At 61.6% G+C, this 26,294-nt stretch carries 24 protein-coding genes and 1 tRNA gene; 3 read left to right on the forward strand and 22 right to left on the reverse strand.

All coding sequences use genetic code 11. The features are described from left to right. Window positions 1-37 precede the first annotated feature (37 nt). Complete coding sequence (locus tag V9F06_09820; GenBank protein ID MEI2617913.1) at window positions 38-2,251, reverse strand: DNA polymerase domain-containing protein; 2,214 nt, start codon at window positions 2,249-2,251, stop codon at window positions 38-40. A gap of 523 nt (window positions 2,252-2,774) precedes the next feature. On the opposite strand from V9F06_09820, the gene V9F06_09825 reads away from it, so the two are divergent. Next, window positions 2,775-3,149 carry a phosphoribosyltransferase family protein gene (locus V9F06_09825; protein MEI2617914.1) on the forward strand — a complete coding sequence of 125 codons (375 nt, stop codon included), beginning with the start codon at window positions 2,775-2,777 and terminating at the stop codon, window positions 3,147-3,149. 83 nt (window positions 3,150-3,232) lie between these two features. Here V9F06_09825 and dxr read toward each other — a convergent pair whose 3' ends face one another. The 15 genes from dxr to nadD form a co-directional block, all read right to left on the reverse strand. Next, a complete protein-coding gene (gene dxr, locus V9F06_09830) occupies window positions 3,233-4,390 on the reverse strand; it encodes a 1-deoxy-D-xylulose-5-phosphate reductoisomerase (GenBank protein MEI2617915.1) in 1,158 nt (385 codons plus the stop codon). Further along, entirely contained in the window at window positions 4,387-5,256 is an 870-nt protein-coding gene (locus tag V9F06_09835) for a CDP-archaeol synthase (GenBank protein ID MEI2617916.1), read from the reverse strand. Before V9F06_09835 ends, dxr begins: the two co-directional genes overlap by 4 nt. A gap of 6 nt (window positions 5,257-5,262) precedes the next feature. After that, window positions 5,263-6,009 (reverse strand): polyprenyl diphosphate synthase, encoded by a 747-nt coding sequence (gene uppS / locus V9F06_09840; GenBank protein ID MEI2617917.1) that lies wholly within the window; start codon window positions 6,007-6,009, stop codon window positions 5,263-5,265. Window positions 6,010-6,030: 21 nt separating this feature from the next. After that, window positions 6,031-6,588, reverse strand: coding sequence for a ribosome recycling factor (frr, locus tag V9F06_09845; GenBank protein ID MEI2617918.1), 558 nt, complete (start codon window positions 6,586-6,588; stop codon window positions 6,031-6,033). A gap of 44 nt (window positions 6,589-6,632) precedes the next feature. Beyond that, on the reverse strand, window positions 6,633-7,382 hold the full coding sequence (gene pyrH, locus V9F06_09850) for a UMP kinase (GenBank protein ID MEI2617919.1): 750 nt from the start codon (window positions 7,380-7,382) through the stop codon (window positions 6,633-6,635). Then, complete coding sequence (tsf, locus tag V9F06_09855) at window positions 7,382-7,939, reverse strand: translation elongation factor Ts (protein MEI2617920.1); 558 nt, start codon at window positions 7,937-7,939, stop codon at window positions 7,382-7,384. Before tsf ends, pyrH begins: the two co-directional genes overlap by 1 nt. Before the next feature lie 106 nt (window positions 7,940-8,045). Next, complete coding sequence (rpsB, locus tag V9F06_09860) at window positions 8,046-8,885, reverse strand: 30S ribosomal protein S2 (GenBank protein ID MEI2617921.1); 840 nt, start codon at window positions 8,883-8,885, stop codon at window positions 8,046-8,048. Between the two features lie 194 nt (window positions 8,886-9,079). Further along, window positions 9,080-9,976: an SH3 domain-containing protein gene (locus V9F06_09865; protein MEI2617922.1), complete on the reverse strand. Its 897-nt coding sequence runs from the start codon at window positions 9,974-9,976 to the stop codon at window positions 9,080-9,082. A 163-nt stretch (window positions 9,977-10,139) separates the two neighbouring features. Then, entirely contained in the window at window positions 10,140-10,718 is a 579-nt protein-coding gene (locus V9F06_09870; GenBank protein MEI2617923.1) for a polymer-forming cytoskeletal protein, read from the reverse strand. Between the two features lie 34 nt (window positions 10,719-10,752). After that, a complete protein-coding gene (locus tag V9F06_09875) occupies window positions 10,753-11,283 on the reverse strand; it encodes a polymer-forming cytoskeletal protein (GenBank protein MEI2617924.1) in 531 nt (176 codons plus the stop codon). Between the two features lie 413 nt (window positions 11,284-11,696). Next, window positions 11,697-11,772, reverse strand: a tRNA-Arg gene (locus V9F06_09880). A gap of 59 nt (window positions 11,773-11,831) precedes the next feature. Continuing rightward, window positions 11,832-13,199: an NAD(P)/FAD-dependent oxidoreductase gene (locus V9F06_09885; GenBank protein ID MEI2617925.1), complete on the reverse strand. Its 1,368-nt coding sequence runs from the start codon at window positions 13,197-13,199 to the stop codon at window positions 11,832-11,834. Between the two features lie 4 nt (window positions 13,200-13,203). After that, window positions 13,204-14,139 carry a protein translocase subunit SecF gene (secF, locus tag V9F06_09890; GenBank protein MEI2617926.1) on the reverse strand — a complete coding sequence of 312 codons (936 nt, stop codon included), beginning with the start codon at window positions 14,137-14,139 and terminating at the stop codon, window positions 13,204-13,206. Window positions 14,140-14,170: 31 nt separating this feature from the next. After that, on the reverse strand, window positions 14,171-15,619 hold the full coding sequence (gene secD, locus V9F06_09895) for a protein translocase subunit SecD (protein ID MEI2617927.1): 1,449 nt from the start codon (window positions 15,617-15,619) through the stop codon (window positions 14,171-14,173). A gap of 126 nt (window positions 15,620-15,745) precedes the next feature. Continuing rightward, window positions 15,746-16,390 (reverse strand): nicotinate-nucleotide adenylyltransferase, encoded by a 645-nt coding sequence (nadD, locus tag V9F06_09900; protein ID MEI2617928.1) that lies wholly within the window; start codon window positions 16,388-16,390, stop codon window positions 15,746-15,748. Window positions 16,391-16,575: 185 nt separating this feature from the next. Between nadD and V9F06_09905 the strand changes: the two genes are divergently transcribed. Beyond that, on the forward strand, window positions 16,576-17,316 hold the full coding sequence (locus V9F06_09905; GenBank protein MEI2617929.1) for a hypothetical protein: 741 nt from the start codon (window positions 16,576-16,578) through the stop codon (window positions 17,314-17,316). On the opposite strand, the gene gyrA is transcribed toward V9F06_09905, so the two are convergent. Beyond that, a complete protein-coding gene (gene gyrA / locus V9F06_09910; GenBank protein ID MEI2617930.1) occupies window positions 17,313-19,847 on the reverse strand; it encodes a DNA gyrase subunit A in 2,535 nt (844 codons plus the stop codon). The two genes, V9F06_09905 and gyrA, sit on opposite strands and share 4 nt — an antisense overlap. A gap of 94 nt (window positions 19,848-19,941) precedes the next feature. Here gyrA and V9F06_09915 point away from each other — a divergent pair, with 94 nt between their 5' ends. Then, window positions 19,942-21,513, forward strand: a complete 1,572-nt coding sequence (locus tag V9F06_09915; GenBank protein ID MEI2617931.1) for a DEAD/DEAH box helicase family protein — start codon at window positions 19,942-19,944, stop codon at window positions 21,511-21,513. Here the strand turns inward: V9F06_09915 and V9F06_09920 are convergent. From V9F06_09920 to V9F06_09940, 5 genes are all read right to left on the reverse strand, one after another. Next, the gene (locus tag V9F06_09920; protein MEI2617932.1) at window positions 21,490-22,080 is read right to left on the reverse strand and encodes a hypothetical protein; all 591 of its coding nucleotides are present in this window, start codon (window positions 22,078-22,080) and stop codon (window positions 21,490-21,492) included. The two genes, V9F06_09915 and V9F06_09920, sit on opposite strands and share 24 nt — an antisense overlap. A 25-nt stretch (window positions 22,081-22,105) precedes the next feature. Further along, entirely contained in the window at window positions 22,106-23,239 is a 1,134-nt protein-coding gene (locus V9F06_09925) for an inositol-3-phosphate synthase (GenBank protein ID MEI2617933.1), read from the reverse strand. Window positions 23,240-23,426: 187 nt separating this feature from the next. Further along, a complete protein-coding gene (locus V9F06_09930; GenBank protein ID MEI2617934.1) occupies window positions 23,427-24,488 on the reverse strand; it encodes an SPFH domain-containing protein in 1,062 nt (353 codons plus the stop codon). Between the two features lie 42 nt (window positions 24,489-24,530). Further along, window positions 24,531-25,244 (reverse strand): PspA/IM30 family protein, encoded by a 714-nt coding sequence (locus V9F06_09935; protein MEI2617935.1) that lies wholly within the window; start codon window positions 25,242-25,244, stop codon window positions 24,531-24,533. A 48-nt stretch (window positions 25,245-25,292) separates the two neighbouring features. Beyond that, a complete protein-coding gene (locus tag V9F06_09940; GenBank protein ID MEI2617936.1) occupies window positions 25,293-26,285 on the reverse strand; it encodes a DUF4178 domain-containing protein in 993 nt (330 codons plus the stop codon). Window positions 26,286-26,294 lie beyond the last annotated feature (9 nt).

Genomic DNA, 26,294 nt, shown 5'->3' on the forward strand with positions numbered 1-26,294 from the left:
GCCCCCAGCGATGAACGCTGGGGGCGTTTTTGTGCCCTCAATCCATCAGATCGAATAGCGTAAGCTGACTCGTTGGTCGCGCGGCGCGCAGAGTAGCCAGATCGGTGCGTTGGGTGACGATCGGAAACGTGTAGTGGAACTCCTGGTCTGTGGCGTACAAGGGACGAAAGCGCTCGGCGAAATCTCGAAGCCTTCGGAGGAGATAGCTGGAATTGGCGTCGTCGTCGAACCCGGATGCTCTTGCGAGAGATCCGTCCGCGCGCTCATACACTGCCACCCGTTCTCCAATCCTTTCACCGTGGACGGCCTCGGCCAGACGCCTGGTGGCCGGACTGATGAACGTCTGGTCCGTTATGGTTTCGATGCGTGATACGTCGTCGACACCGAGCCGGCCGTCGATGATGCGCTCTGCGAGATCGAGATAGGCCTGGCGCGGATCACCAAACTGATCGGGTGCGAGATGCCGCGCAACCTCATCGTGGAGGAACTGGCCCAAAAAGCGTTCTTCGCGTCGACTTCGTAGCCCGCTTCCCTTCAGTGTTACCGTGCCATCGTATCCGAGGAGCGCGTAGTTCTTGAGCCGCAGGGATAGCATCCCCAAGAAGCGACCATCGTGAGCGAGATTGATTCCGGTTGGAAGCGTCTCGCTGACGCGCGCCACGAGCGCCTCCTCCGACGCGAACGTTCTGACATCCGCAGGAGGCTCGAAGAAGACACCGTCGGTGTCAACCTCGATTGCTCGTGAGCCGTTCGATTCGAGTTGCACGACAATGTTCTGGATGAGGTCCTGCCCACGGAGCGTGACCCGTTCGGCGGCATCGTAGTCGTTGAAATAGCCTCGCGAATAGCCGAGATACCCATAGAACGAGTTGATCAGTACTTTGAAGCTGGTCTGAATGCCGCGCCACTGCGCGCGATCGTGCCCGGTGCTTTGCTGCTCGCGTCGCTTGGCCTGGAGTCTGCGCTTAGTGAGAACCCCGAGCATTGGAACAAACATACCAAGCTCGTCAGATGCCGGGCGGATGTCATCCACCAGCATGATTGAAGGGTACAGACTCTCAATGTCGCACTTGACCACCGGGGAAAAGCGACCAGTCCGGCGCAACTCGGTGTATCCGCCCGGGTACCCCCGTGGGGGGCCCGGCGTTGGGATGCTGTAGCCTCTCGACAGATATGCTCGGAGCATCAGATCGTTGATCTTCTCACCCGGCCCGCCTGTCGCGACTGATTGCAGTCCCCGCGGCAGGATGCGTGTCTGATAGAACTCAGTCGGCAGCGCGAGCTCGCTCAGTACGTTCACATCGAGGACATCATCGATCGCGTAGTGGATCAGGCGTTCGCGATCATGATCCCAGGCCGCGGTGATATCGACCCCAGCAACGTAGGTTCTGTCGTGACGGGCAAGGCCGAGTGCCCGGATCGCCGGCTTGAGGGCGTATGAGGAGAGTTGTCCGGCCGTGTCGTAGCGTTGGATTTGTTGATAGGTGTCGACAAGATGGCGCCCGTAGATCCGCGCGGCGTTATACGGGATGGATCGAGCCCCCGCCTTGAAGCGTTGCTCTCCGCCAACTCGAACGGGTGAGCCATCTCGACCCCACTCGAGCTCCAGGTGGTACCGGCGTGCGCGTTCGATCAGATACGGCAGGTCGAAGTTGAAGATGTTGTGACCTTCGATAACGTCGGGATCGTTCGATTGAAGCCACGCCGTCAACGCCCGGATCATATCCGGCTCACTCAGCTCGTCCCCGCGGAATACGATTGCTGACTCGCCGTTGATCGCGGCCGTCACGAGGAGAATGCGGGCGCCTTCAACAGTCGGGTCGAGCCCGAGCGTCTCGATGTCGATCTGAGCTCGAACCACGGTATCAAACGAAATACCGCGAAAGAGGCCGCGACCTGAATCGACAAGATACTGATCGGCTGCGCTCGTAAACGTGGCGAATGGCCGGCCGGCCTCGCGCAACCATCGATAGACATCGAGCCACGCCGCCCAGTTTGGGGCGTCGCAACGAACGCGTAGGCGACCATCACCATCGAGCAGAGTCGTGGACATCTGGCGAGGAAGGTTCGGCACGGTCTCGGCGTCGACAACCAGCCACGGCGTGAACTCCACCAACTGCTCGCGGACACCGTCGTGCGTCCGGTGATAGATACGGATACCGCGGTCTCCAGCGCGTTCGACAGCGACGATGCCTGGTGCCGGGTCGACACCGAAAAGATCACCAGCGTATTCTGCTTCTTGCTCTGTCATCTTCCTGGGAGCATCTCCATGCATTGGCACGCCATCGGTCTCGCTCCGATGATACTCTGGGAGCCAGTGGATCTGGAGAACGCGTCGTCGAGCGGCTCATTTGCGATGGCACGGTCTCTGAGCACGAGGGGCATAGCGCGATGTGTCTGCACACTTCGAGGAATCAGTTGATCCCCGACGATGTGATAATTAGCGAGCGCACAATATGACAGTACACCGGCGACTGCTAACGTTGCTCCTCGACACGGTCCTGCCGCCCGTCTGCTCCGGGTGTGGGCTCGGTGGCGCGTGGCTATGCCCACGTTGCGCTGAGACTGTGCAGGGTATCGATGGCGACTGTGCATGTCAGCGCTGTGGCCGGCCGCTCGGCATCGGTCCGCAGACATGCGAACGTTGCGACGCGTGGGGCGATGCGATCGATCACGCGCGCAGCGCGTTTCAGTACGAAGGCGCCATACGGACGATGATCCATCTCATGAAATATGACGGACAGCGGGCCAGGACGGAGTGGTGTGGGGGCGCATTGGCGACCATCGTGTGTTTGCACGACTCGCCGATCGACGTCCTCGTTCCGGTGCCGCTGCATCGCGCGAAGGAACGAGCCCGCGGCTTCAACCAGTCGTGGCTCATCGCTCGGCATCTGGCCACTCATGTGGAGATCGAGGCAGTGGACGCACTGGTGAGGATTCGTGAGACGCGGTCGCAAGTTCAGCTCGACGCAGGCCAACGCCGGGAGAACGTCAGGGGTGCTTTCGTCGCTCGCCGTCAACTTCGTGGAATGCGCGTGTTGCTCGTTGATGATGTTCTCACTACGGGATCGACTCTCGTCGAGTGCGCGATTGCCTGTCGGAAGGCGGGGGCCGAGTCAGTGTGTGCGGTGACCGTCGCGACGGCGTAGTCAGCATTCAGCTGGGGTGCGTTGAGGACCAAATCCGGTGGCCCTGATCACCAGGCCAACGGCAGTGGGGAGAGTCGCGCGCTCTACCGACGTCCGGTGCGATCGACCAATTCCAGAGCGCCGGCGGTTGCCCAACGATCTGCTTCGAGAATCGTCTCAATTGCGATGGTCCCATGATCAGGGTTGTGCGCGTCGAGGATAGTTGACACGATCGACGCGATGTCCGCAAAGCCAATACGGCGATCGAGAAACGCGGAGACTGCAACCGAATCGGCGGCAGACAGCACAGTTGGGTAGGTCGAGCCGGCCTCGCCAGCGGCGTAGGCCAAACGGAGCAAAGGGAACGAGTCGGTATCTGGCGCCTCAAAATCGAGCCGCGACACCGCGAGAATGTCAATGGGTGGCGCCGGCGGCCCCAATCGATCCGGCCAACTGAGCGCATACTGGATCGGCAGCCGCATGTCATGTGAGCCGATCTGGGCAAGGACCGAACCATCGACGAACTCGACGAGCGAGTGAACGAGCGACTGCGGGTGAACGACGACCTCGACCTGGGCAAATGGCATGTCGAACAGCCAATGCGCCTCGATCACTTCGAGACCTTTGTTCATCAGCGTTGCAGAATCGATAGTGACTTTCGCGCCCATGTCCCACGTAGGGTGGCGCAACGCATCCTCGGGAGTGACGCCCTTGAGCTGATCGATCGAGAACCCGCGAAAGGGGCCTCCGGACGCAGTCAGAATCAGCTTCTGGACGTTGCCGATGTTCTCGGCGCGGCCCCCCAGGCATTGCCAGAGCGCCGAATGCTCGCTATCTACCGGTCGGAGGGATCCTGGCCGCTGGCGCGCGATCGGCATCACGAGCGCGCCAGCAGCGACGATCGTTTCCTTGTTCGCCAGCGCGACGACCTTGCCAGCGTTCAGCGCGGCGATGGTCGGCTCAATTGCGGCGTGGCCCGTGGTGGCAATGACGACGATGTCCACCTCATCCAGCGTCGCCATCGCGGTGAGCGGATCAATATCGATCGTCGTCACACCGTCGAGAGCGACATGGCCATGCTCGAGCGAGACATAACGAACATTGTGCTCAATCGCCTGACGCTCAAGCTCGCCCGCATTGCGTGAGGCCGCCAACGCCACCGCCTCGAAGCGATCTCTGTGGGTCGAGATCACGTCGAGTGTGTTTCGTCCGATCGATCCTGTAGAGCCAAGGATTGCAATCCGTTGGCGTCGGTCACTCACGTCCACCCCAGCCAACCCACGAACAACGCGGCGTAGAACATGAACGGCACCGTCACGAGTAACGCGTCGATGCGGTCGAGGACGCCGCCATGCCCGGGGATGACTGAACCCATATCCTTGATGCCGATCTGGCGCTTGATCAGTGACTCGCAAAGGTCGCCAATCATCGCGCCAAGCGCGACCAGCCCACCGAGCACGACGAGCAGAATCGGTGAAACAGGAAGACCAAAAGCCAGCCCGGAGATGATGCCAGTGATCGCGCCACCAAGGAGGCCGGCAACTGCGCCCTCGCGTGTCTTGCCGGGGCTGATATGCGGGATGAGCTTGACCCGCCCCCATTGCCGACCGATCAGATAGGCGAAGACGTCGGTCATCCAGGTTGTAACGAGCACGAATAGCAACCACGCCAGGCCGAGCGCGGCAGCGCCATCACCGATCAAGGCATCTGCGTCGCGGATCCAGTCCACATTGACGGCGCCGTGGATCCGACGAATCAGGATGAAATGCATAAGGGTGAAACCGATGTACATCACCCCGCTGAGGCTGAACGACCAATCGATGAGAGCGCCGTTGATGTCTTTCTTGACCAGATGCTGGGCGAGGGCGAGCAGCGTGTACGCGCACATGGCGCCGGTAAGCGCGCGGAACGGCGCGTCGGTGCCGGCGATGACAACAAGCGCGATGATCGCGACGGTTCCTGTCCACGTCGATGGACGCGCACCGACGCGCTGATATGCACGATAGAGCTCATAGAGCGCGCCGATCGCGATGAGTCCGACAACCACCGAGAAGACCGGGCTTCCAAGGATGGCCGGCACGACACCGATCAGAACGACGCCGATTGAGGAGATCGCTCGTTGTTTCATTGGCGATCAGACCTGGGCCGGCTGAGCCGGCGCCATCCCCATGAGGCCGCCGAATCGCCGTTCGCGCCTGCCGAATTCGCTGACGGCATCGTCGAGCTCGTCGGGGCCGAAATCTGGCCACAACACCGGACTGAAGACATATTCAGCGTAGGCCGCTTGCCAGATCAGGAAGTTGCTCGTGCGGAACTCACCTGATGTCCGGACGATCAGATCCGGGTCGGGCATGGCCGTGGTGAAGAGATGCGCGGAGATCGTCTCTTCGGTGATCTGATCGGCCGGAATCCCGGCCGCGACGATCGCGCGGACTGCGCTGACGATCTCTGCCCGGCCACCGTAATTGAACGCCAGTGTGAGCGTGATGCGGTCGTTGTTGTGCGTAAGCTCGATAGCGTCGCGGATCGAACGACAGAGATCAGATGAAAGGCCCTCGAGGCTGCCGATATGTTGCAGGCGGGCGCCCTGCCGGTGGAGCTCGGCGGTCTCACTTTCGATCGCGCGAGCCAGGATGCTCAGAATGCCTGCCACTTCATCCGGCGGCCTTCGCCAATTTTCGGTTGAGAACGCCCACAACGTCAGGTAGCCGATGCCGAGCTCCGCGGCACGCGTCGTAATTCGACGGATGTTCTCGGTTCCGGCCTCGTGGCCCGCAATCCGCGGGAGTCCGCGTTGTCTCGCCCAGCGACCGTTGCCGTCCATGATGATACCGACGTGTTCCGGGATGGCGGTCGCAATCGGCTGCGATCCATCATGCATCGTGAATGCCCCTGTCGGTGACTAGACCTCGAGAATCTCGGCTTCCTTGGCCTGGCCAATGTGATCTGCATCGTCGGTGAAACGCTTGGTGAGGCTATCGATATCAGTCTGCGCGCGTCGTTCGTCGTCCTCGCCGATCTCTTTGTCCTTGAGAAGTCCCTTGAGATGATCGACGGCATCGCGACGAACATTACGGATCGCGACCTTGCTTTCCTCAACCTTGCCTCGGACGACCTTGACCAGCGCTTTGCGGCGCTCTTCGGTGAGAGAGGGGATCGCGAGCCGGATGACGACGCCATCGTTATTTGGCGTCAGGCCCAGATCTGATTTCTGAATCGCCCGTTCGATCGCACCGAGTGAACTGCGATCCCAGGGCTGGATCACGAGCAGGCGTGCTTCGGGCGCCGATACACCCGCGATCTGATTCAGCGGAGTCGCTGTGCCGTAGTAATCGACCGATAACCGTTCGACGAGGCCAGGAGCAGCACGACCGGTGCGGATACCCGCGAGTTCGCGATGCAACGCGTCGATCGCGCCAGCCATTCGGTGCTCGGCGTCATGCTTGATTTCGGGGACCATCTCGCCTCCCATCACTGCTGGACTCCGCCGCGGAGACTCCAGCGTCACACGGGGTCAGGGCTCGAGCAGATGAGAGTTCCAACTGGCTCACCTTGGGCTGCTCGCTGGATATTACCACCCTCCTGGACATCGAAGACGATGATCGGAAGGTTGTTGTCTCGACAGAGCGCCACCGCCGCCGCATCCATGATCCGCAGGTTCCGCTCGAGAACATCCTGGTACGTGAGAACATCGTAGCGGACTGCAGTTGGATCGATGCGCGGGTCGGCGCTATAAACGCCGTCGGTTCCGTTCTTGGCCATGAGAATGGCTTCGGCGCCAAGCTCCGCTGCACGGAGCGCCGATGCAGTGTCGGTGGTGAAGTACGGGTTGCCGGTTCCCCCCGCAAGTATGACGACCCGGCCTTTTTCCATGTGGCGGATTGCGCGACGACGGATGAACGGCTCGGCGATCTGGTGCATCTCGAGCGCTGTCTGAACCCGAGTGGGTGTTCCGAGGTGTTCCAGTGCATCCTGCAACGCAAGAGCATTCTGGACGGTAGCCAGCATGCCCATGTAGTCCGCCGTCGCGCGATCCATACCTGTCGTGCTAGCCTCAAGACCGCGCCAGATGTTGCCGCCACCGATCACGATGGCGATCTGGGTGCCGGCTTTGTGAACCTCGCGAATGTGGTTTGCGAGGGTGGAGACGACCTTTGGGTCTATCCCATACCCCCGCTCGCCCTCGAGCGCCTCGCCGGACAGTTTCAGGACAACACGGTTGTAACGCTGTCGTTGGCAAGACCGCTCAGTCATTATTCGTCGGCCGTATCGGCATCGCCCGACATTTCGCCGAGCTCGAAGCGCGCGAAGCGACGGACGATGATGTTCTCACCGATCGTCGCGATCGCATCCTGCACCAGGTTGCCGACGTTGCGCTTGGGATCCCGAATCGAGGGTTGAGTCAACAGCACCTTCGCTTCGAGGAAGTGCTTCTCGTCGCCAAATTCCTCGACTCCAGCGAAGCGCGCGTCTGCCGGCACGTCCTCATTGTTGATCCAGGTGGGGTTCGTAGCTGCGATCTGCATCGCAATTTCCTTGACAAGGTGCTTGAAGTCGTCGGTGCGAGCGACGAAGTCGGTCTCGCAATTGACCTCAACCATCGCGCCGATGCGGCCACCGTGGATGTAGGTCTCGATGATGCCCTGCCGGGCTGAACGGCCGGCCTTCTTGCTGGCCTTTGCGGCGCCTTGCTCCCGAAGGATTCCAGCCGCCTTGGCCAGATCGCCCCCCGCATCTTCGAGCGCACGCTTGCACTCCATGATGCCAGCGCCAGTGCGCTCTCTGAGCTCCTTTACGAGTGCTGTGGACATGACTACTCTCCTACTAATACTGGTTGTTCGCGCTTCGCTTCGTCACGGTACGGCCCGTGCCGGTGTCGACCACACCGGACACGGGCCGCGAAGGACATCTCGGTCGTTAGCGGCGGCGTGACCGCCCTGCAGCCCCGTCGCTGCCGGCCTCGTCGCTCTCCTCGGCCTCATCGCCCGGATAGCCGTAGTCCTCAGCAGGGCCCCGCGAGTCCATTTGCTCGTCGGCAATCGCGATTTCGAGGCGCGTGCTTCCCTCGATGATGGCATCGGCCAACTTCGACAACACGAGTCGAACCGACCGGATAGCGTCGTCGTTCGATGGAATCACGAAATTGATCGGGTCAGGGTCGCAATTCGTGTCAACCATTGCCACAATCGGGATGCCAAGCCGGCTGGCCTCCTTGATTGCGAGCTCCTCCCGCCGCGGATCCACGATCACGATCGCCGCCGGCCGCTGGGCGAGCTCCTTGAGTCCGCCGAGTGTTCGCTGGAGCTTCTCGAGCTCTTGCTCCTTGGCCTGCGCCTCCTGCTTGGGAAGATAGGCGAGCTCGCCGGAGAGCGATTGACGCTCGAGATTCCGCAGATATTGGAGACGGGATCGAATCGTGACGAAGTTCGTCAACGTGCCGCCGAGCCACCGGCGGTTCACATAGAACATGCCACAACGGCTTGCCTGCTCCTCGACAGTCGCCTGAGCCTGCTTCTTGGTGCCGACGAAGACGATCTTCCCACCGCGCACGGCGAGATCTGCCAGGAAGTCCTGCGCTTCTTCGAGCAGCTTGGCTGTCTGATGGAGGTCGATGACATGAATGCCGTTGCGCTCGCCGAAGATGTACGGGCGCATCTTCGGATTCCAGCGCTTCGTCTGGTGGCCAAAGTGAACCCCGGCCTCCAGCAGTTGTTTCATTGTGACCTGGGTGTCTTCGCGTGCGACCTTCGCGACCATCATACCTCCCGGTGTTTTTCCTCCGCGCGCCGTGAACCGGACATCGTCCCGGCAGCCTTGCCGGTCACACCCGATGCCCGCCGATGCGCGTGCGTATTTATCCGGCGCATGCCGGACAATCCGGCATTGTAGCACAGGAACACGTTGCCGACGCCTGCGGTCGAATGCCGAAACGTGAGAGATCTGGAGTGATGCTAGGGTTTGGCCTTCAGGTAGTCCTGGACGAGCCAGCCGGTCCCCGCGGCGCCTTCGACCTGCCACCATGTGTAGCCCTCGGCATCCAGCGGACCATCGACGACCGTGAGCTCGGTGCCATCGAGCAAGATATCGACGATTTCAGCATCGGTGGATGGCTCGCTCCGGAAGTTCACACCGGTTCCACCGGAGTTAGCGACTGTGACGGTTGAGCCTATCGCAATCGTGCCACTGCCGGTTGGCGGCTTCGTCGCTACGCCCGGAGGCTGGGTAGCAGCACCGGCCGGCGGGGTTGTGAGGATGATCGGCGACCCGCCCGTGCCAACTCCGTTAGTTGCTACTGGCGATGCGGTGATGGATGACAGCGTGGCTTGTGGCGTCCCGCCAATCGCGGGGGTATTCTTGTTGCCACCCCAGAACGCGTTCGCCCAGAACCAGAACAGCGCGAGGATCAGGATCACACCAAGGATCGGCGCGCCGATGCGAAGGTAGTCTGTCCAATAACGCCCTTCGGCATAGTGTCCGGGATCCCGTCCGCTAGCCCCGCCTGGTCGAGAGAGCTCCTCGCCGGCCGAGGGATAGTCGTCATCGGGATCGCTGCCATAGCCGGAAGAACCAGAGACCGAATAGATCGGCTGGCCTGCGTGCGTCGAGATAACTCTGCTGGGGTTCGCGGAATCATCGGAAACCGGGTGAAGCGGGATGTAGGGGCGGATCTGGCCCGTGGCGTCGGCGGGTTCCCAGTAGTTTCCCATGCCGCGCTCGCAATCGAGATCGTCTTCATACACGAGATGGTTCTGCTGGGGTGCATACAGGGCCGGGTTGCGACACCATCCCCTGCGCCAGATCGGCGCCGGCTCGTAGTGCTTGCAGGTGCTGCACTTGCGCCCGGACATTCCGCCCCCCATCACCGGCTGGCTTCGCGCCACTTCTCAATCGTCGCAGTCGAATGGCTGAGCACAATGACACGCACCAGCGTCCGCGAGGATCGCGCAGGGCGTATCGAAATCATCGACCGGTGACGAGTATAGCACGAGGGCCTGACGATGGCAGATCGAGCTATGTCGGATTGTTACCTGTGTCATCGTCCGAGTCATCACGAGCCTCTTGCCCGGGCAAGTCCGTGTCACCCCGGGAGGATGAGGCTGCTGGTGACGAGAAATTCCGGAGATACGAATATGATGAGGCAGATTCACCGCTGGAATCGGCCACTTCAGCGGGAGTCTCCACCGAGCCTTCAGCAGCATCAGTTTCCGCGGCGTCGGATACAGACTCCATGTCGAGGCGACCTTCGAGGACTGCGCCCTCGTGGATGACCAGACGATGCGTTTTGACAACGGCCTGCACAACGCCGGTCGAACGAACCTCGAGCCGGCCGGAGCATGTGATTGACCCTGCAATCGTCCCTTCGACAATCGCGTCGGTTGCGGCGATATCAGCATCGACCTCGGCCCCGGCCGCGACATACAGTACACCGTCACATTGCAGAACTCCGGTGACGCGCCCCTCAATTCGCAGATCGTGCGGTGTCGCCAGCGTTCCCTCGACCGTGGTGTGCCGGTCGATGAGTGACCGGCTGCCCTCGAGTGACTGAGCGGCTAGCGTGTCTGGCGGTACGGTTGCTGTGCGCATACTCATGGTGGCTGGCTCCTCTTATCGTGGCGCGCTGGCGCTACTCGACCGGCGTGGGCGACTGCATCTTCACGTCACCCTCGACGGTGGCGCCTTCGTGAACGATGAGCGTCGGCGATGTCACATCGCCGGAAATCGAGCCTGACGGCATCACCTCCAGGCGGCCGAGACACTCGATCGTGCCAGTCACCGCGCCGGCCACAATGATGGTGCGCGCACGAATGTGCGCATCGACTGTCGCGCCCTCAGCGACATAGATCTCATCGCTCGCGGTCAGGTCACCCTCGATTGTCCCGAAGATCTGGATCGACCCTTCGGATCGCAGCGTCCCGCTCCAGCTGGAGTTCGCGGACACTACTCCGGTCGAAGCGTCGGACATGCGTGGTGGTTGATGGCGACGTTGACTCTCGAGCGAGGGCAATGGTGATCGTGCAGCGGCCTCTGCGGGCGCCGAATAGGTCGGCAACTCCTCAGCGTCGTCGACTTCGTCCTCATCGGAACCAAGCTGTTGTCTCAGTGTCGAGATCTGACGCTGAAATGAATCCGTGCGACTTTCTTTACGGAATACCATTGCCTGCCTCCCTCATGTTCCGGCCGCGATGGCGGCACGCACACGACCCTGACCTGGCCAACACGGAGACCACCACGTGGACGCCATCTGAGCTTAACAACTGATCTCAGGTCTTCGCTCGTTGATTACACTCACGAGTATAGAGTGTACGTACACCCTATGTCCAGAGGAAGGCCGAGCGATTCTGCCGGTGCTGGAGTCTCGATAGCCAGCGGCTGATATCGTGAGGCGGCGGATGTCGAAGCTCCGGGACATCGGCACGATCAAACGATGCGATTCAGAGATTCTACTCCAACTTCGCCAGTGGAATGATGGATAACCAGGGTTGCGGCGGCGTGGGCGTCGCGACTACTCGCGACGCGTGAGGATCATCCCAAGAGTCGGTATTTTCAGCTTGTGCAAGCCAAGGGTAATGGTACGCCCGACAGGACTCGAACCTGTGGCCTCTTGCTCCGGAGGCAAGCGCTCTATCCGCTGAGCTACGGGCGCATGTGCGCTGTGACACGGGGCCAAGTATACCGGACTTCGGAACCGAGAGGAGGGCCGTGTCAGGCACTCCCGGCGGCGAGATCCTCGTCGATGATTTCGGCGATGCGGTTCCCGAGATCGACCGCGTAGTTGGTGCCCCGATCCTCCGGATAGATCTGGGACATGTTGGCGACGTAGAGGCCGGCAATCGGGGATCGATGTGACGGGACCTTCTCCGAATACTCGAGTGTGACGATCGGCTGAGCCGCTCGAGCGCGGAAGACCCACATTCGCTCGATCCAGCTATCATCGAATCCCGGGTTCACAAGACGAAGCTTTGGCACGACCTCGTGGCGAAGCTCGTCGTCGGTCATTGTGACGAACGGGTGGTCCCAGTCGAGATACTTTCCAACATAGACCAGATGAGCTCCTCCGTAGTCAGCGGGGTCGAGCAGGTTGGTGTGCTCGATAATCCCGGTGAATGGGAGCCGGTCGTCGCCGATGTTGAGCCAGTAGATATCTGACAGCTTGCGGTCGAGCTGCAGGAGGATCACGATCGCGCCCTGATAAATCATTGACGTAAGCTGCTGAGCATATGCTGCAGGCATATCAGGGATCAGACGCATGATGAGTGGCGATGGGATAGTTGCCACGACGATATCGGCATCGTCACGCCGGCCGTCGGCGCCGACCAGCGTGAACTGGCTGGCGCTTTCGTCGTGCCGTTCGAGTGCCTCGACGCCAGTGCCTGTGCGAATATCGACGCCAAGTTCCCGACAAGCATCGGCGAGACGATCGATCAGAACATTGAAGCTACCATCTATGTAGCCCAACTGCTCGCGAGCCAGGAGGCCCGGTCGTGACTGGGTTCGGAGAAAGATCTTGTTCCAGAACCACGCCATCGCAATCTCGGGCGCGCGTGGGCCGAATTTCGCCCGGAGCTGGGCTCCCCAGACGCGATTGAAGGCCCGTTGGCCCGCAGTCCGTCGCAGCCATTCCCAGGCTGTAACCCGTTCGAACCGCTTCCAGCCGCCGGATGACGTGCTGATGCGCTGGAGATAGAGGGTGATCAGACCCAGCCGGACACGATCCACCACTGGAATGAACGGTAGCCTGATCAGATCGGTCGCAGTTGTGAGCGGGTAGATCCGTCCGTCATAGAAGAACCCGACATTGGAGTCAATCCAACGCAGGCGGCTGCCGATGCCGAGTTCCTCCATCAGCTCGATGATCGCGCGATCGCTCATGAACAGATGGTGGTAGAACTTCTCGATCTCAGCGCCCGACGGTAGCTCGAACGCGGCAGCCAACCCTCCGAGCTGTTCATCCTGCTCCCAGAGTGTCACCCGGTGCCCCTGGCGAGCGAGACGGTATGCCGCGGTCAGACCCGCGATACCGCCGCCGATAACCGCGGTGCGTCGCGCTTCGTCGTTCGGAGACTGACCCATCAGGTCAGGTTGCGCGCGCGCGCGAGCCAGATGGCTTGCGCCAGAACAGGAAGAAGCGCTGGACTTCCCCGTTTCGCCAGGAGACAAGCAACTGGCTCGCGTTGAAGATCGAGGAGTAGGTGCCGGCCGCAACTCCGATCAACAGGGCGAACACGAACCACCGCGTCGACTCGCCGCCGAAGAGATACAGCGCCGCCAGCGTCAGAATGACGGTGAGCGACGTGTTCAACGAGCGCACCATCGTCTGGGCGACCGAGTAGTTGACCGTTTCCTCGAACGTCGGGGCGATTCGTTTTCCGAGATTCTCGCGGATTCGGTCAAAGACCACGATCGTATCGTGAACGGAGAAGCCCATGACAGTGAGCACGGCGGTGACGAACAGGGCATCGACCTCGATGTCTGCCACCCAGCCCAGAATCGAAAAGACGCCGAGGACGAACAGGACATCGTGGAGCATCGCGACGATCGCGACCGTCCCATAGAGCACAGGACTATCGGTGTTCCGGAATGCCCAGGCGATGTAGGAGAGCACGCCGATCGATGCGAGAATCACCGCAAGGATCGCCCGGTTGCGGATCGCATTGCCGACGGTTGGGCCGACTGTCTCGATCTGCAGTTCCTTGAATTCGCCGAATCGCGCTCGGAATTCGTCCTCGATCGCGGTCTTCTCGGGCGAACCCTCTTTGAGCTCCTTCATCCGGATCAGGATCGTGTTGTCCTGGGAGGTTTGAACGATCGAATCCGAGTAGCCATGCGTGGCCAGGATGGATCGAACCTCCAGTGAGTCGACCGGCTTCTGGAATTGCAGCTCCCACGAGGTGCCACCAGTGAAGTCGATGCCCAGGCTGAGACCATGAACCAGCAAGGCAATGACCCCCGGAATGATCAGCAGCGCCGAGATGGAGTACCAGATGCGTCGTTTGCCGACGATATCGATCATGGAACTACAACCCCTGTCACGTCGGTTTCTCCTACTCGGCTCGGGCGGGGACACCCTGCCCGTGATCGACTCCCAGCCACCAGCGATCGTTGATCGGACGGATCGTAAGCAGAATGCGCAGCATATTTCGAGTCACGACAATGGCGGTGAACATCGACACGACGACACCAACGAATAATGTTAGCGCGAAACCCTGGATGATGCTGGCGCCGGTGTAGCGGCCGAACCAGAACAGGATCGCGCAGGTGATCATCGTTGAGATGTTGGAGTCGCGAATCGATGGCCAGGCGTGGTCGAATCCCGCCTCGATTGCTTCCGGAATAGGCCGTCCAAGCCGGAGCTCATCTTTCAACCGGGCGAAAATCAGGACGTTCGCGTCGACTGCCATGCCGATCGAGAGAATGAAGCCAGCGATGCCGGCCAGCGTCAGTGTCACGGGGATCAGCTTGAATAACGCAAAGACGATCGATGTATAGATCAGCAATGCGAAGACCGACAGGAGACCCGGCAGTCGGTAATAGAGGATCATCATCAGCGCGACGAGCCCGAGCCCGACGAGGCCGGCAAGGATGGACTGGTCGATCGAGTCCTGCCCGAGCGACGGGCCGATAGTCCGACTCTGAACGACCTCCAGTGGCACCGACAGCGCGCCGGATTTCAGTTGCAGGACGAGATTGGTGACCTCCTGAGGGGTGAGCCCGTTGATAACACCCTCGTTGGAGATTGCGTCACGGATCGTCGCGGAGTTGATGACGGTGTTGTCGACGACGATCGACATCGGCTGGCCGATATGGGTGCTTGTGTACTCGTAGAACTTGTCGGCTGCCTCCGGCTTGAGCCGGAAACCGACGACGATTGATCCGACACTGTCCTGAGTCGGAAATGCGTCGGCAAGGTCGGCCCCGGAGACAATCGTGGTGAACGTTGGGCCGCCTGCATTCTGATCGGTGCTGGCTCCTGCGCCGGGAGTTGCCGCCGGCGTTCCGTCGGGTGTCGAGCCGGGCGTCGCCTCGCCGGTCGCTGGCGTGCCATCCGCGCCGGGTTGTCGCGCCGAGCCGAGCGTTGTGTTGACCTTCGTGCCGACGGGGAGATATTGACCCTGAGGATCGATGATTTCGAGGAGCGCAGTCTGCTTCAGCAAGTCAACAGCCTGCTGAGGATCGCTGACGCCGGGCAGCTCGACGACAATCTGGTTGCTGCCGCGCGTCTGGATCAGCGGCTCGGAGACTCCGAGTCCACCGACACGACGCTGAATCGTGTCGCGTGTCCCGACGAGCTCGTCGCGGCTGACGGACTGACCCTCGGGTGGCCGAGCCTCAAGCACCACCTGGAGACCACCCTGAAGGTCGAGCCCCTGGTGCACGTAGATGTTGTCTTTGGCCCCGGCAATATTCAGCCAGTCAGACGGGATTGCTAGCCAGGCAGAGACAAATGTGATGAGGAGTATGACCGTTATCGTTATCCTGGAATGCGCACGCAATGAAACCCACCCCTTGCCGGCTTAGTCGCCGGGCACTAGTGGCGCTGAAAGCGCCTGGCGTAGCGTCCCTCATCATGCCGACCGCTGAGTGTACGCGTCGTCTTGGAACGATGTCAACCGAAGATCTCAATTCCGTTCGTCCACATCGAGATACAGGCCGTGATCCCGGATATAGTCGGCGACTCCGGGAAGCACCTGGTACCGATAGGGTCCGCCGCTGCGGACATTCGCGCGGATCTCGGTAGACGAGACTCCAATCAAGGGAATCGACACAAGGTCGATACGGTTACGCGTCTCTGGCACCGTGTGCTCGATTTCGGCGACCGAGACTTCGACACCTGGCCGGAGCGCGACTCCGAGCCGGGCCTGTGCGGCGATCAGATTCGGTCGATTCCAGGTCGGGAAGTCGCGTAGCGAATCCTGGCCCATCAGGAAATAGAGTTCCGAGGTTTCGCTGATTCTGTTACGCAGGATTCTGAGCGAGTCAGCAGTGTACGACCAGCCTTCGCGGTCGAGATCGATGGTGCTTATCGCGAAGCTCGACGACTCGCCGATCGAGATCCGGAGCATGGCGACTCGGTGTTCGCTGGCCGAGACGATCCGTCCGGGCTTATGAGGAGGAACGCCGGCCGGCATAAAAATCACCTGGGCGAGCTGTAACCGAAACCGCATGATCTCGGCGACGATGAGGTGCCCGATATGGATCGGGTCGAAGGTTCCACCAAAGACACCAACACGGATATTGCCGTTCAGGTCGCGCTCCCGTCGCACATGGGACTCATCCTCTCGGGCGAGGCAGTATAGCATCGGTCATCGCAGCGGCACGGTAGAATGCTCGCGTGAGACAGCAACAAGCGGCGGGCCCGCCCCCGGCGCCACGACGGCATTTTCAGCCACCACGCGCCCGCCAGAGCCGGCCTTCACGACCGTGGTTTCCGGCCGACTGGCGCTCACGAGTGCCGCCGACGATCTTTCGCGCACTCGGCGCGACGCTGCTGCTCGCGGTGCCCGCGCTCAACGAACGACTCGGAGATATTGCGCTCGCGTTGACGCTGGTGGCGTTAGCCGCGCTCTTTGCTGTTGGCGCCTATGCAGTTCACCGCTCGGAAGCGCAAGTGAGTTGGCCGATCACGGCGATCGACACGATTTCGATGCTGACCGTCGTCCCAACGGCGCTCGTCGCGGCGAGTCTTGTGATCGCAGATCCGCGTATCGGCGGGGGCTGGGGGCCGGCCCTCGCTGCGGCAACCGCCACCATCTGCGCAATGGTCGTTGCGCTCCTGTTTGCGGCGCTGCTAACTTCGATGGCCGAAGCGCCTGCCGTGTCGGCTGCGCTCGCGTTCCTGCCAGGTCCACTCGCTGTGACCGCGGTTGTACTGGGGGCCGGGCGATTCGGAGCGCAGCAGGCCTCAATCGGACTGTCGCTGGCGCTCATGATCTCCGCGCTGGCAACCCTGTCGGATGGCATGCTCGACGATGCGTTGAGACCACTGAATCCGATTGCATGGTTCGTCGTGTTTGTCGGGGGGATTGCGGTGATTGCGCGTGGGGCGGGATCGACTACAGTGATGGCGTCCGCGAACATGATCGCACTCTTGACGACGATAGTCGCGGGAGGCTTGCTCGTAGCGACACCGGCGCTGACGATGCGAATCGATCGCCAGCGCCGTAAACGGATTCGTCCGGACGCGGGTTAGCGACTTGCCTTGGGCGTCTTTGGCGTTCGGCCGTTCGACTTCGGAGCGCGCTCCTCTTTGTCGATCTCGGCCAGCGTGTCGACGAGCGCGTCGGCCTCCTCGCTTTGCTCGGAGAGCACCGTCATCGAAACCACTCGATCACCGTTGCCAAGTCGCATGACGGCTACGCCCTGAGTTTGCCGGCCGTAGCGTGAGATCTGCTCGACCCGCGTTCGGATCACGATGCCGTCGTTCGACATCAGCATCACTTCCTGGTCAGGGGTAACGAGCTCGGCGCTGGCGAGCTTGCCGTTGCGGGTCGTTAACCTCATTGCAGTGACGCCCTGGCCGCCCCGATGCTGCACGTTGAACTCCGACACGGCTGTTCGCTTGCCGAAGCCATTCTCCGAGACGAGCAGCAGGTCATTCCCGGCGGCGATGTCGTCGATGACGATCGCTGCCATCACGCGATCGGAGACCCCCAGGCGAATGCCGATGACGCCGGCCGCCGGCCGACCCATCGCGCGCGCATCCCCCTCGTCGAATCGAATTGCCTTGGCCTGTTCGGTGACAAGGATGATGTCGTCGTTGCCGCTGGTCATGCGCACCCACGCCAACTCGTCGTCATCGTCGAGCGTGATCGCGATCAGACCCGTCGATCGGACGGCTGAAAATTGATCGAGCGCCGTGCGCTTGATGCGACCGTTGCGAGTGCAGAAGAAGAGATACTCTGCCTCTTTGAAATCGCGAACTGGAAGTAGCGTTGTGATCGACTCGTTCGGCTGCAGGCTGAGAAGATTGACAACCGCCATCCCCTTGGCCATTCGCCCGACATCTGGCAGATCATAGACCTTGAGCTGGAAAACACGGCCACGGTTGGTGAAGAACAGTAGTGAATCGTGGGTGTTGGCGGCAACAAGGTGCTGGACACCGTCGGCCTCGCGCATTGTCACCCCAGTGACGCCGCGACCGCCGCGCCGCTGGGTGCGATAGACGCCGTCGGGGATGCGCTTGACGTAACCTCGATTGGTCATCGTGACCAGCACATTCAGCTCCGGGATGAGGTCTTCGTCACTGATCTCACCGTCGGCATCGACGATCCGTGTCCGACGCGCGTCACCGTAGGTTTCCTTCAGGTATGCCACGTCGTCCTTGATCAACTGGAGGATCTTGTGCGGGCTGGCAAGCAGGTCCTCCAGCCGGGCAATCTCCTTCAGCAATTCACGGTACTCGTCCTCGATCTTCTTGCGCTCCAGCGCCGCGAGCCGGCGGAGCTGCATATCGAGGATCGCGGTTGCCTGGACCTCGCTGAGGCTGAACCCCTTCATGAGGTTGTTCCGGGCGCTCTCGCTGGTTCGTGACTCGCGAATGGTCTTGATGATCGCATCGAGGTTATCGAGCGCGATCTTGAGCCCCTCGAGGATATGGGCGCGACGTCTGGCTCGCTCCAGCTCGAACTGGGTCCTGCGAGTGAGGATTTCCTGCCGGTGGATGATGTGCAGCTCGAGGATGCGTCGCAGACCGAGGACTCGTGGCTGCACACCGTCGACCAACGCCAGCATGTTGACGCCAAACGACGACTGGAGGGCAGTGAACTTGTAGAGGTTGTTGAGCACCTTCTTTGGCTGCGCGTCCCGCTTCAGCTCGATCATGATGCGCATGCCGTCCCGGTCGGATTCATCACGCAGGTCGTGAATGCCATCCAGCCGGCCGACCTTCACGAGCTCGGCAATCTTCTCGATCAACGCCGCCTTGTTGACCTGGTACGGCAACTCAGTCACGATGATGGCGTACCGGCCCCGATTCGTCTCCTCGATGAAGGCGTTGGCTCGGATAACCACCCGTCCTCGTCCGGTTGCGAACGCGGCCTTGATGCCCTCGCGGCCGAGGATCGTCGCGCCAGTCGGGAAATCCGGCCCGTGGACGAAATTCATCAGATCTTCGATAGTTGCTTCCGGGTTGTCAACCAGGTGAACAATGGCGTCGCAGATCTCGCTCAGGTTGTGCGGCGGGATATTCGTGGCCATCCCGACAGCGATGCCGGCCGCGCCGTTGATCAGCAAGTTGGGGAGCTTCGCCGGCAGCACGACTGGCTGGGTTGTCGTGCCATCGTAGTTTGGTTGGAAATCGACCGTGTTCTTGTCAATGTCAGCGAGCAGCTCCTCGGCGATCGCGCTGAGCTTCGCCTCGGTGTAGCGCATCGCCGCCGCGCCATCCCCATCGACAGAGCCGAAGTTGCCCTGGCCATCGACTAGCGGGTAGCGGAGCGAGAACTCCTGTACCATGCGGACGAGCGCGTCGTAGACGGCTGTGTCACTGTGCGGGTGATAGCTCTTGAGAACTTCGCCGACGATGCCTGCGCTCTTCCGGAACCGAGTGTTGGCCCGGAGGCCCATCTCCGACATGCCGTACAGAATCCGTCGCTGGACCGGCTTCATCCCATCGCGGACATCCGGCAGGGCGCGCTGCACGATGACACTCATCGCATAGTCGAGGTAGGAGCGCCTCATTTCGGTGTCGATGCTGATTGGTCGAATGTTCCCGATTTCCACGAGGAGGGTCTCCCAGCCGACGTGCACGTACGCGCTCCAATAACCTTAGAATCATATCAGTTTTGGCGTCTGGACGCAGAAACGGGTAACCTCAATGGCCGCGAGTCAACTTATCTTTCGGCGCGATGGGTTGATCCATATCACCAGTGGCGCCGGCCGCGACCGGCTGGTGGACGTCGCCCGGCGCTCCTCCGTCTTGCGGTCCGTTGTCGCCGATGACTATGTATTCGAGCTCTCGAATATGGCGTTGTGGAGTGCTGCTGCGCGTGGCTTCACGGGTGTGGACGTTCTTCGCGACCTCGCCGCTGCCGCGGCCGGGCCAATCCCTCAGCCGGTCGCCGCTCGCGTTACCGAGGTCATGGCTCGCTGGGGTCGCCTGCGGCTTGAACAATGTGACGGATCCGCTGTCATAACGGCTTCAGACGCGGGTCTGTTACGTCGCCTCGGTCTATCACCACAGCAACGCGACTCGCGCTGGGTCGCTCCGGTAGATGAGTCCGAGATCGGGGAGCTGAAGATCGCCGCGATGACCGCGGGCTGGCCCGTGGCGGATGGCCGAGCTATCCATGCGCGAGCAGACCCCTACCGCGTAACAGCGACGCTGAGACCGTATCAGCGGGAGGCGGTCAGCGCGTTCCTGGTTGGCGGTTCAGGGCTCGTGCTGCTGCCATGTGGCGCGGGGAAGACGATTGTTGGTGTGGCGGCGGCCGCCGCAATCGGCGGATCCACGCTCGTTCTGTCGCCATCGCGAACCGTGTCCGAGCAGTGGCTGTCGGCGTTTGTCGGATTATCGAACCTGTCACCGGAGCGCGTTAGCGCCCATGCGCGTTCGATCGGCGCCGAGCGAGTGATGATCGTCACCTACCACGCGGCCACCACCGGCCGCGTCCGAGACGGGCTGCGCGAGCGACACTGGGATCTCGTCATCTACGATGAAGTCCAGTCACTGCCGGCCGATGTCTTCCGGCTTGCGGCAGCATTCCAATCGTCGCGTCGATTAGGCCTGACGGCGACACTGGTTCGTGAGGATGGGCGGGAAGACGAGATTAGCGCGCTCGTTGGCCCCGCGCTCTACGATGTGTCGTGGCTTGAGCTTGAGCGGCAAGGCTGGATCGCGCCGGCCCGCTGTGTCGAGGTGCGGATCCCGGAGGCCCCGACTGCTCGCGAGCGTCTGCGGTATCGCCTGGCGGTATTGAAACGGCTTCTGGCGATCCATCGCGACGACCCGGTGATCGTTGCGGGAACTCACGTTGCCGGGCTCCGCCGCGCAGGAGAGGTGCTTGGATTCCCTGTGCTGACCGGCCAGTCGGATCGTGGGGAACGCGAGGCGGTGCTCGCCCGGTTTCGAGAGGGAGACATCCCGGTTCTCGGCATCTCTCGAATCGGGACGGTTGGCATCGACCTGCCGAATGCGTCGGTGTTGATCCAGATCTCCGGGACATTCGGTTCACGTCAGGAGGAGGCACAGCGACTCGGACGCGTCCTCCGGCCGGCGCCGGGGAAGTCCGCTTGCTTCTACACGCTCGTCGCATGCGGGACGTCCGAGGAAGGTTATGCGGTTCGGCGGCAGCGCTTTCTGGTCAGCCAGGGCTATCAATACGAGCTGTTGGATGCTGCGTCGGTGCCCCGGTCGGATGTGGCCTCAGGCGACCTCGCCCGAAAGTAGCTTCTCCACTGGCGCCTGCCATAGCGCATGAGGTGGGATCCACTGGTCGACGTGTTGCTGGATCAATCGTTCCAGCGCCCGGATTGCTGCCCGCTGCTGGTTCGGCCATTGAAACGGGCCGGCAATGACGAGGTGCGCGTCGGTGCGGCCCGGTCGAGCAACCAGGCCGGCGACGCCAATCGTCGCGCCGGCGACGGGGGGCAGTGAAATCGCTGCATCCGCACGGAAGAATGACGTGGTGGTCATTGAGGCCGACGGCTCGTCGATCAGGAGGATTTCAGCGTTCTGCGCGTAGGCGCCCTGCAGCGCGTCCGGTAGGTCGCGGTGGAGCCCAATCGTTGCAGTGAGCCAGATGTCGATCGCGGTGTCGATCGCGCCCTCGACGGTAGCAATCGGCAGCGTCGGGCTCTGGTTCAACCACGCAGCGTGTGACCGGCAGCCCGCGGCGAGCGCACGAACGGCTGCGGAGTCCGAACGCTCATGCAGGACATAGGACAGGTTGAGCAGGAGTGAATCATCGACGGAGGCGTTGAACCAGCGACGCGCCACCTTACGCAGCGTCGACATTGTGCTCCAACGCCTCCGTGATTCCTCAGGATTCCGTATCTGTCTCGCTCACGGAGGTCGCACGGCGTGCGCCAGCCCCGATGGCGGTTTGCGCGATGAATTCCTCGACCTTCTGGTGGGCAATATCATCGTGGTACTGGACAGGCGGCGACTTCATGAAGTACGACGATGGCGCCAGCAGTGAGCCTGAGATGTTGTTATCGAGCGCCAACTTCGCGCAGCGCACCGCGTCGATGACGACGCCGGCCGAGTTTGGCGAATCCCAGACTTCCAGCTTCAGCTCAAGATTCAGTGGCACATCGCCGAACGTTGTGCCTTCCATCCGGATGTGGCACCACTTGCGATCCTCGAGCCATGGCACATAGTCGCTCGGGCCGACGTGGACATTCTCGGCCGGCAGCTCGTAATCCATCTGTGATGTGACGGCGTTCGTCTTCGAGATCTTCTTTGACTCCAGCCGTTCACGCTCGAGCATGTTCATGAAGTCGGTATTGCCGCCGAAGTTGAGCTGGTAGGTTCGATCGATGCGCACGCCTCGGTCGGCAAACAACCGGGTGAGGACACGGTGGGTGATCGTCGCGCCAACCTGGGACTTGATGTCGTCGCCGATGATCGGCAGTCCACGCTCCTCAAAGCGCTTTTGCCAGTACTCTTCTCGCGCAATGAATACCGGGATGCAGTTGATGAACGCGCAACCGGCGTCCAGTGACTGCTCGACATACCACTTCGTCGCCATCTCGGAGCCAACAGGCAGGTAGTTGATGACGACGTCGGTCTCGGTCTCCTTGAGGATGCGAACGATGTCTGCCGTCGGGCCGGGCGCTTTGGTAATGATCTGCGAGAGATACTTGCCCAGGCCATCGTGAGTCATCCCACGGTGAACAGTGACACCCAGGTGAGGCACATCCGCGAACTTGTAGGTGTTGTTCGGTCCTGAGAAGATCGCCTCGCTCAGGTCCTTGCCGACCTTGGTCGCGTCGACATCGAACGCAGCAGAGAACTCGATATCGCGGATGTGATATCCCCCGAGTTCGACATGCATCAGCCCTGGCACGAACTCATTCGGGTTCGCATTCTCATAGTACTGAACGCCCTGCACCAGCGACGAGGCGCAGTTGCCGACGCCGATGATCGCTACCCGGATCTTCCTGTCTGCCACGTTTTGCTCTTCCTTTGCTCGCGTTGTTGTGTAGGTCAGCGCGTGGTCATCACGGCGCGACGCCAATTCGGCCTGGCCGCGATGCGGCCGGGCAAACCAACAGATTCTAGGCCGAACACGCGGCCACGGTCAAACGGGTTGCACATGAGTGGCGACCCGTTTGACTAATCACGATTTCTGGTTGTGGTTACGTCGTGCCCAGCGCGGTCCCGCAGTTCTGGCAGAACTTCGAGCCCGTGGGGTTTTCGGTCGCGCACTTCGGGCAGGCGGCTGTTGCCGAAACGTTATGGCCGCAGCTTGGGCAGAATTTCGCGCCAGCGGGGACGGGATTGCCGCAATTCGGACAGAAGCGTTGCCCGCCCGCCTGCGCTTGCTGGGCAGGTTGCTGCCCTCCGGCCATCGACTGACGAAGCGCATCAGCCATAGCCGCTCCGATCCCGATCCCGGCGCCAAGGCCGGCTCCCTCCGCGAGGTTGCTCCCCTGTCCTCCCTCGCCTCCCTGACCGAGACCACCGATCGCCTGCGCGGCCTGGTACTGGGTGTAGGTCTGCATGTTGCCGATCGCGCCCATTGCGCTGCGCTGATCGATTGCGGTCTGTACCTCATCGGGTGGCGTGATCGCGCCGATCTGAAACGAGCGTATCTCAAGCCCGATCCTCTCGAAGTTATCCGTCAGGCTGTGGAGTGCGGCAGTCGCGAGATCGACTGTCTTCGCCTGAACATCGAGCAGGGTCGTCAGCGTCTCGCCCATCATGTCGTTGAACTCGTTGATGATGATCGTGCGCAGGTAGTTCTCGATGTCGCTCGTCGAATACGTCGACTGCGTGCCGACGATCTGATTCACGAAGACCTGCGGATCCTTGACCTGCATTGAGTAGGTGCCGAACGCGCGGATGCGGATCATCCCGAACTCACTGTCGCGGAACACGACTGGCTGCGTCGTGCCCCACTTCAGGCCGGTGAACTCCCGCATCATCACGTAATAGACCTCGGCGCGGAACGGGCTCTTTGATCCGAATGGCAGCCCGATGATGCCGGTCAGCAGTGGGATGTTCGCTGTCGTGAGGGTATGCCGCCCCGGGGGCAGAATATCCAGCGCCTTTCCGTCCCGGACGAACACAGTCTGCTGCGACTCCCGGACGACGCATTGTGAGCCAAGCCGAAACTCGCCCGATCCGTATTCCGGGATACGATGGACGATCTCGTCGGGGCGTGAGTCGATATACTCGATAAGATCCAGGATGGCCAATTGACTTCCTCCTGCCACCAGCGGACCGGGCGAAACTGCCGGCTAGCTCGACGATCCAGACTCGGTTGGCGCTCCTGGATTCAGGCTTTTCGTGTCGTTGCCCGCTTTGCGCGACTTGAGAGCAGCGAGCTCGCTTTCGATATCGTCGTCCCGGTCGAGCTGTTGGAACTGGTACTCGACATCATCACCCTGGAGCTCTCCCAGCGCGGCGGTCTTCGACTCTTCCATCCGGATCCGTTTCTCCATCCGGTCGAGCTCGCTCGACGAGTCGAGCCCAGGAAGGGTTGAGAGACTCTCGGTGATCTGGCGCTGAGCCACGGTTGCGCGGTGACGAGCAACAAGGACGTCGCGCTTCGACACAGCCTCGTCGCGCTTTGCCTGCAACATGGTGAGTTGCGACTTCAGCTTCTCGACCATCTCCTGCTGCGAAGTCAGTTGCTGAGCATAGACGGTTGCGATGCTCTCGGCGTCCCGCTTGCGCCGTAGCGCTTCCCGAGCGAGATCATCCTTCGCGGCGCCGACGGCGAGCTCCGCGCGCCTCTCCCATTCGCGGGCGTCGTGTTGCGATTGTTGAAGGTCGGCTTCGAGCTCCTTCTCCTGCGCGATGGTGTTCGCGACCTGGCTGCGGGCTTCGACAATGCTGCTGTCCATCTCGCGCAGAAGCTCGTTGAGCATCTTCTCCGGATCCTCCGAGCGGTCGAGCAGGTCGTTGATGTTCGCGCGAATAAGGCGGGACATGCGATCGAGGATGGCCATCTGTGAGATTCTCCTCCACTGATGGGACGTTCGTCCCGGTTTGCCGAGCTATCGGTGGCTCGGGTATAGCTCGATGTCGCGAAGGTCGATCGCGACACCTTCGAGCGCCAGATATTGGGTGCCCCACTGGTAGATATGCAAGACGCGAGGCCCTGCGCCGTATTCCAGGTAACGGAGAGATTGCTCGTCCGACCCCTGGCGCCCTTCAACTTCGCCGTGCGCCTGCGTTTCGTGCATGAATGCGTAGTCTGTCTCTCCGAGCTTGACCGACGGTGGTCGACCAACCAACTGCAGCTCCGCCTCCGTCAGCCATGCGAGTGGGTCGTCGTGCCGGTCACCGACCTCAAGCCACTGCCGGCCATCACCGCCGCGCAACTGATAGGCGCGACGGGAGCCGCTCGACATACTGGCGGTGACGTGTCCGATTACCGAGTAGTCCTGCCCGTTGTACGAGACCGCGCCGCCGATCCGGAGCGTCCAAAGCTCTGACGGCTGATCCGGCGCGGCCGGCCCCAGCAGTGCGAGCATGTCCTTTTCGGGCAATGGCCGGCCAGCATGGATGACCTCGGCGCGTCGATCGAACCGATCGGACAGTTGTTGCACTGTCGCGCCGATCTGGTCGGCGGCGGCGCGGAACTCGCCAGCGGACGGTTCGGCACTCTCCAGCGAGGCGATCTGCTCCTCCAGTGTCGGTATTTGGTCTGCAAGCGCCGAGTCAAATGCGGCGATCTGGTCGAGGACAGTCGCATCGACAACATCATTGGCGAACGCCGGCGCATAGCCGTAGGTTGCGACCCGGACGCGGTCGATGAACGATCGAAGCAGTGTCAGTGGCTTATCGACGATCCCGACAGCGTCGATTTTGCGGTTCTCTGCCAGGCGGTTACCCAGGCGGCCGAGCCGGTCGGCGAGCTGTCCGTAATCGGTTGCCAACTTGGCGCGAATCGCCCGGTCACTGTCACGACGACGTTCCTTATCGCGATAGCCGGCATAACCGGGGACGCGGTTGAGCGCCCGGTCGAGCCTGTCACGCGTGGACATCGCTGGCCT

It is taken from the genome of Thermomicrobiales bacterium (genome assembly GCA_037045155.1).
Taxonomy (GTDB): Bacteria; Chloroflexota; Chloroflexia; order Thermomicrobiales; family CFX8; genus JAMLIA01.

Excerpts from the sequence above, each read along its gene's own strand:
- pyrH (MEI2617919.1), bottom strand. The coding sequence starts at position 7,382 with ATGACTGAGCGGTCTTGCCAACGACAGCGTTACAACCGTGTTGTCCTG.
- V9F06_09865 (MEI2617922.1), bottom strand. The coding sequence starts at position 9,976 with ATGTCCGGGCGCAAGTGCAGCACCTGCAAGCACTACGAGCCGGCGCCG.
- V9F06_09870 (MEI2617923.1), bottom strand. The coding sequence starts at position 10,718 with ATGAGTATGCGCACAGCAACCGTACCGCCAGACACGCTAGCCGCTCAG.
- V9F06_09920 (MEI2617932.1), bottom strand. The coding sequence starts at position 22,080 with ATGTCGACGCTGCGTAAGGTGGCGCGTCGCTGGTTCAACGCCTCCGTC.
- V9F06_09935 (MEI2617935.1), bottom strand. The coding sequence starts at position 25,244 with ATGGCCATCCTCGATCGCATGTCCCGCCTTATTCGCGCGAACATCAAC.
- secF (MEI2617926.1), bottom strand. The coding sequence starts at position 14,139 with ATGATCGATATCGTCGGCAAACGACGCATCTGGTACTCCATCTCGGCG.
- V9F06_09875 (MEI2617924.1), bottom strand. The coding sequence starts at position 11,283 with ATGGTATTCCGTAAAGAAAGTCGCACGGATTCATTTCAGCGTCAGATC.
- frr (MEI2617918.1), bottom strand. The coding sequence starts at position 6,588 with ATGGTCCCCGAAATCAAGCATGACGCCGAGCACCGAATGGCTGGCGCG.
- V9F06_09940 (MEI2617936.1), bottom strand. The coding sequence starts at position 26,285 with ATGTCCACGCGTGACAGGCTCGACCGGGCGCTCAACCGCGTCCCCGGT.
- V9F06_09820 (MEI2617913.1), bottom strand. The coding sequence starts at position 2,251 with ATGACAGAGCAAGAAGCAGAATACGCTGGTGATCTTTTCGGTGTCGAC.
- rpsB (MEI2617921.1), bottom strand. The coding sequence starts at position 8,885 with ATGGTCGCGAAGGTCGCACGCGAAGACACCCAGGTCACAATGAAACAA.
- V9F06_09885 (MEI2617925.1), bottom strand. The coding sequence starts at position 13,199 with ATGGGTCAGTCTCCGAACGACGAAGCGCGACGCACCGCGGTTATCGGC.
- uppS (MEI2617917.1), bottom strand. The coding sequence starts at position 6,009 with ATGCATGATGGATCGCAGCCGATTGCGACCGCCATCCCGGAACACGTC.
- V9F06_09915 (MEI2617931.1), top strand. The coding sequence starts at position 19,942 with ATGGCCGCGAGTCAACTTATCTTTCGGCGCGATGGGTTGATCCATATC.
- tsf (MEI2617920.1), bottom strand. The coding sequence starts at position 7,939 with ATGTCCACAGCACTCGTAAAGGAGCTCAGAGAGCGCACTGGCGCTGGC.
- V9F06_09835 (MEI2617916.1), bottom strand. The coding sequence starts at position 5,256 with ATGAAACAACGAGCGATCTCCTCAATCGGCGTCGTTCTGATCGGTGTC.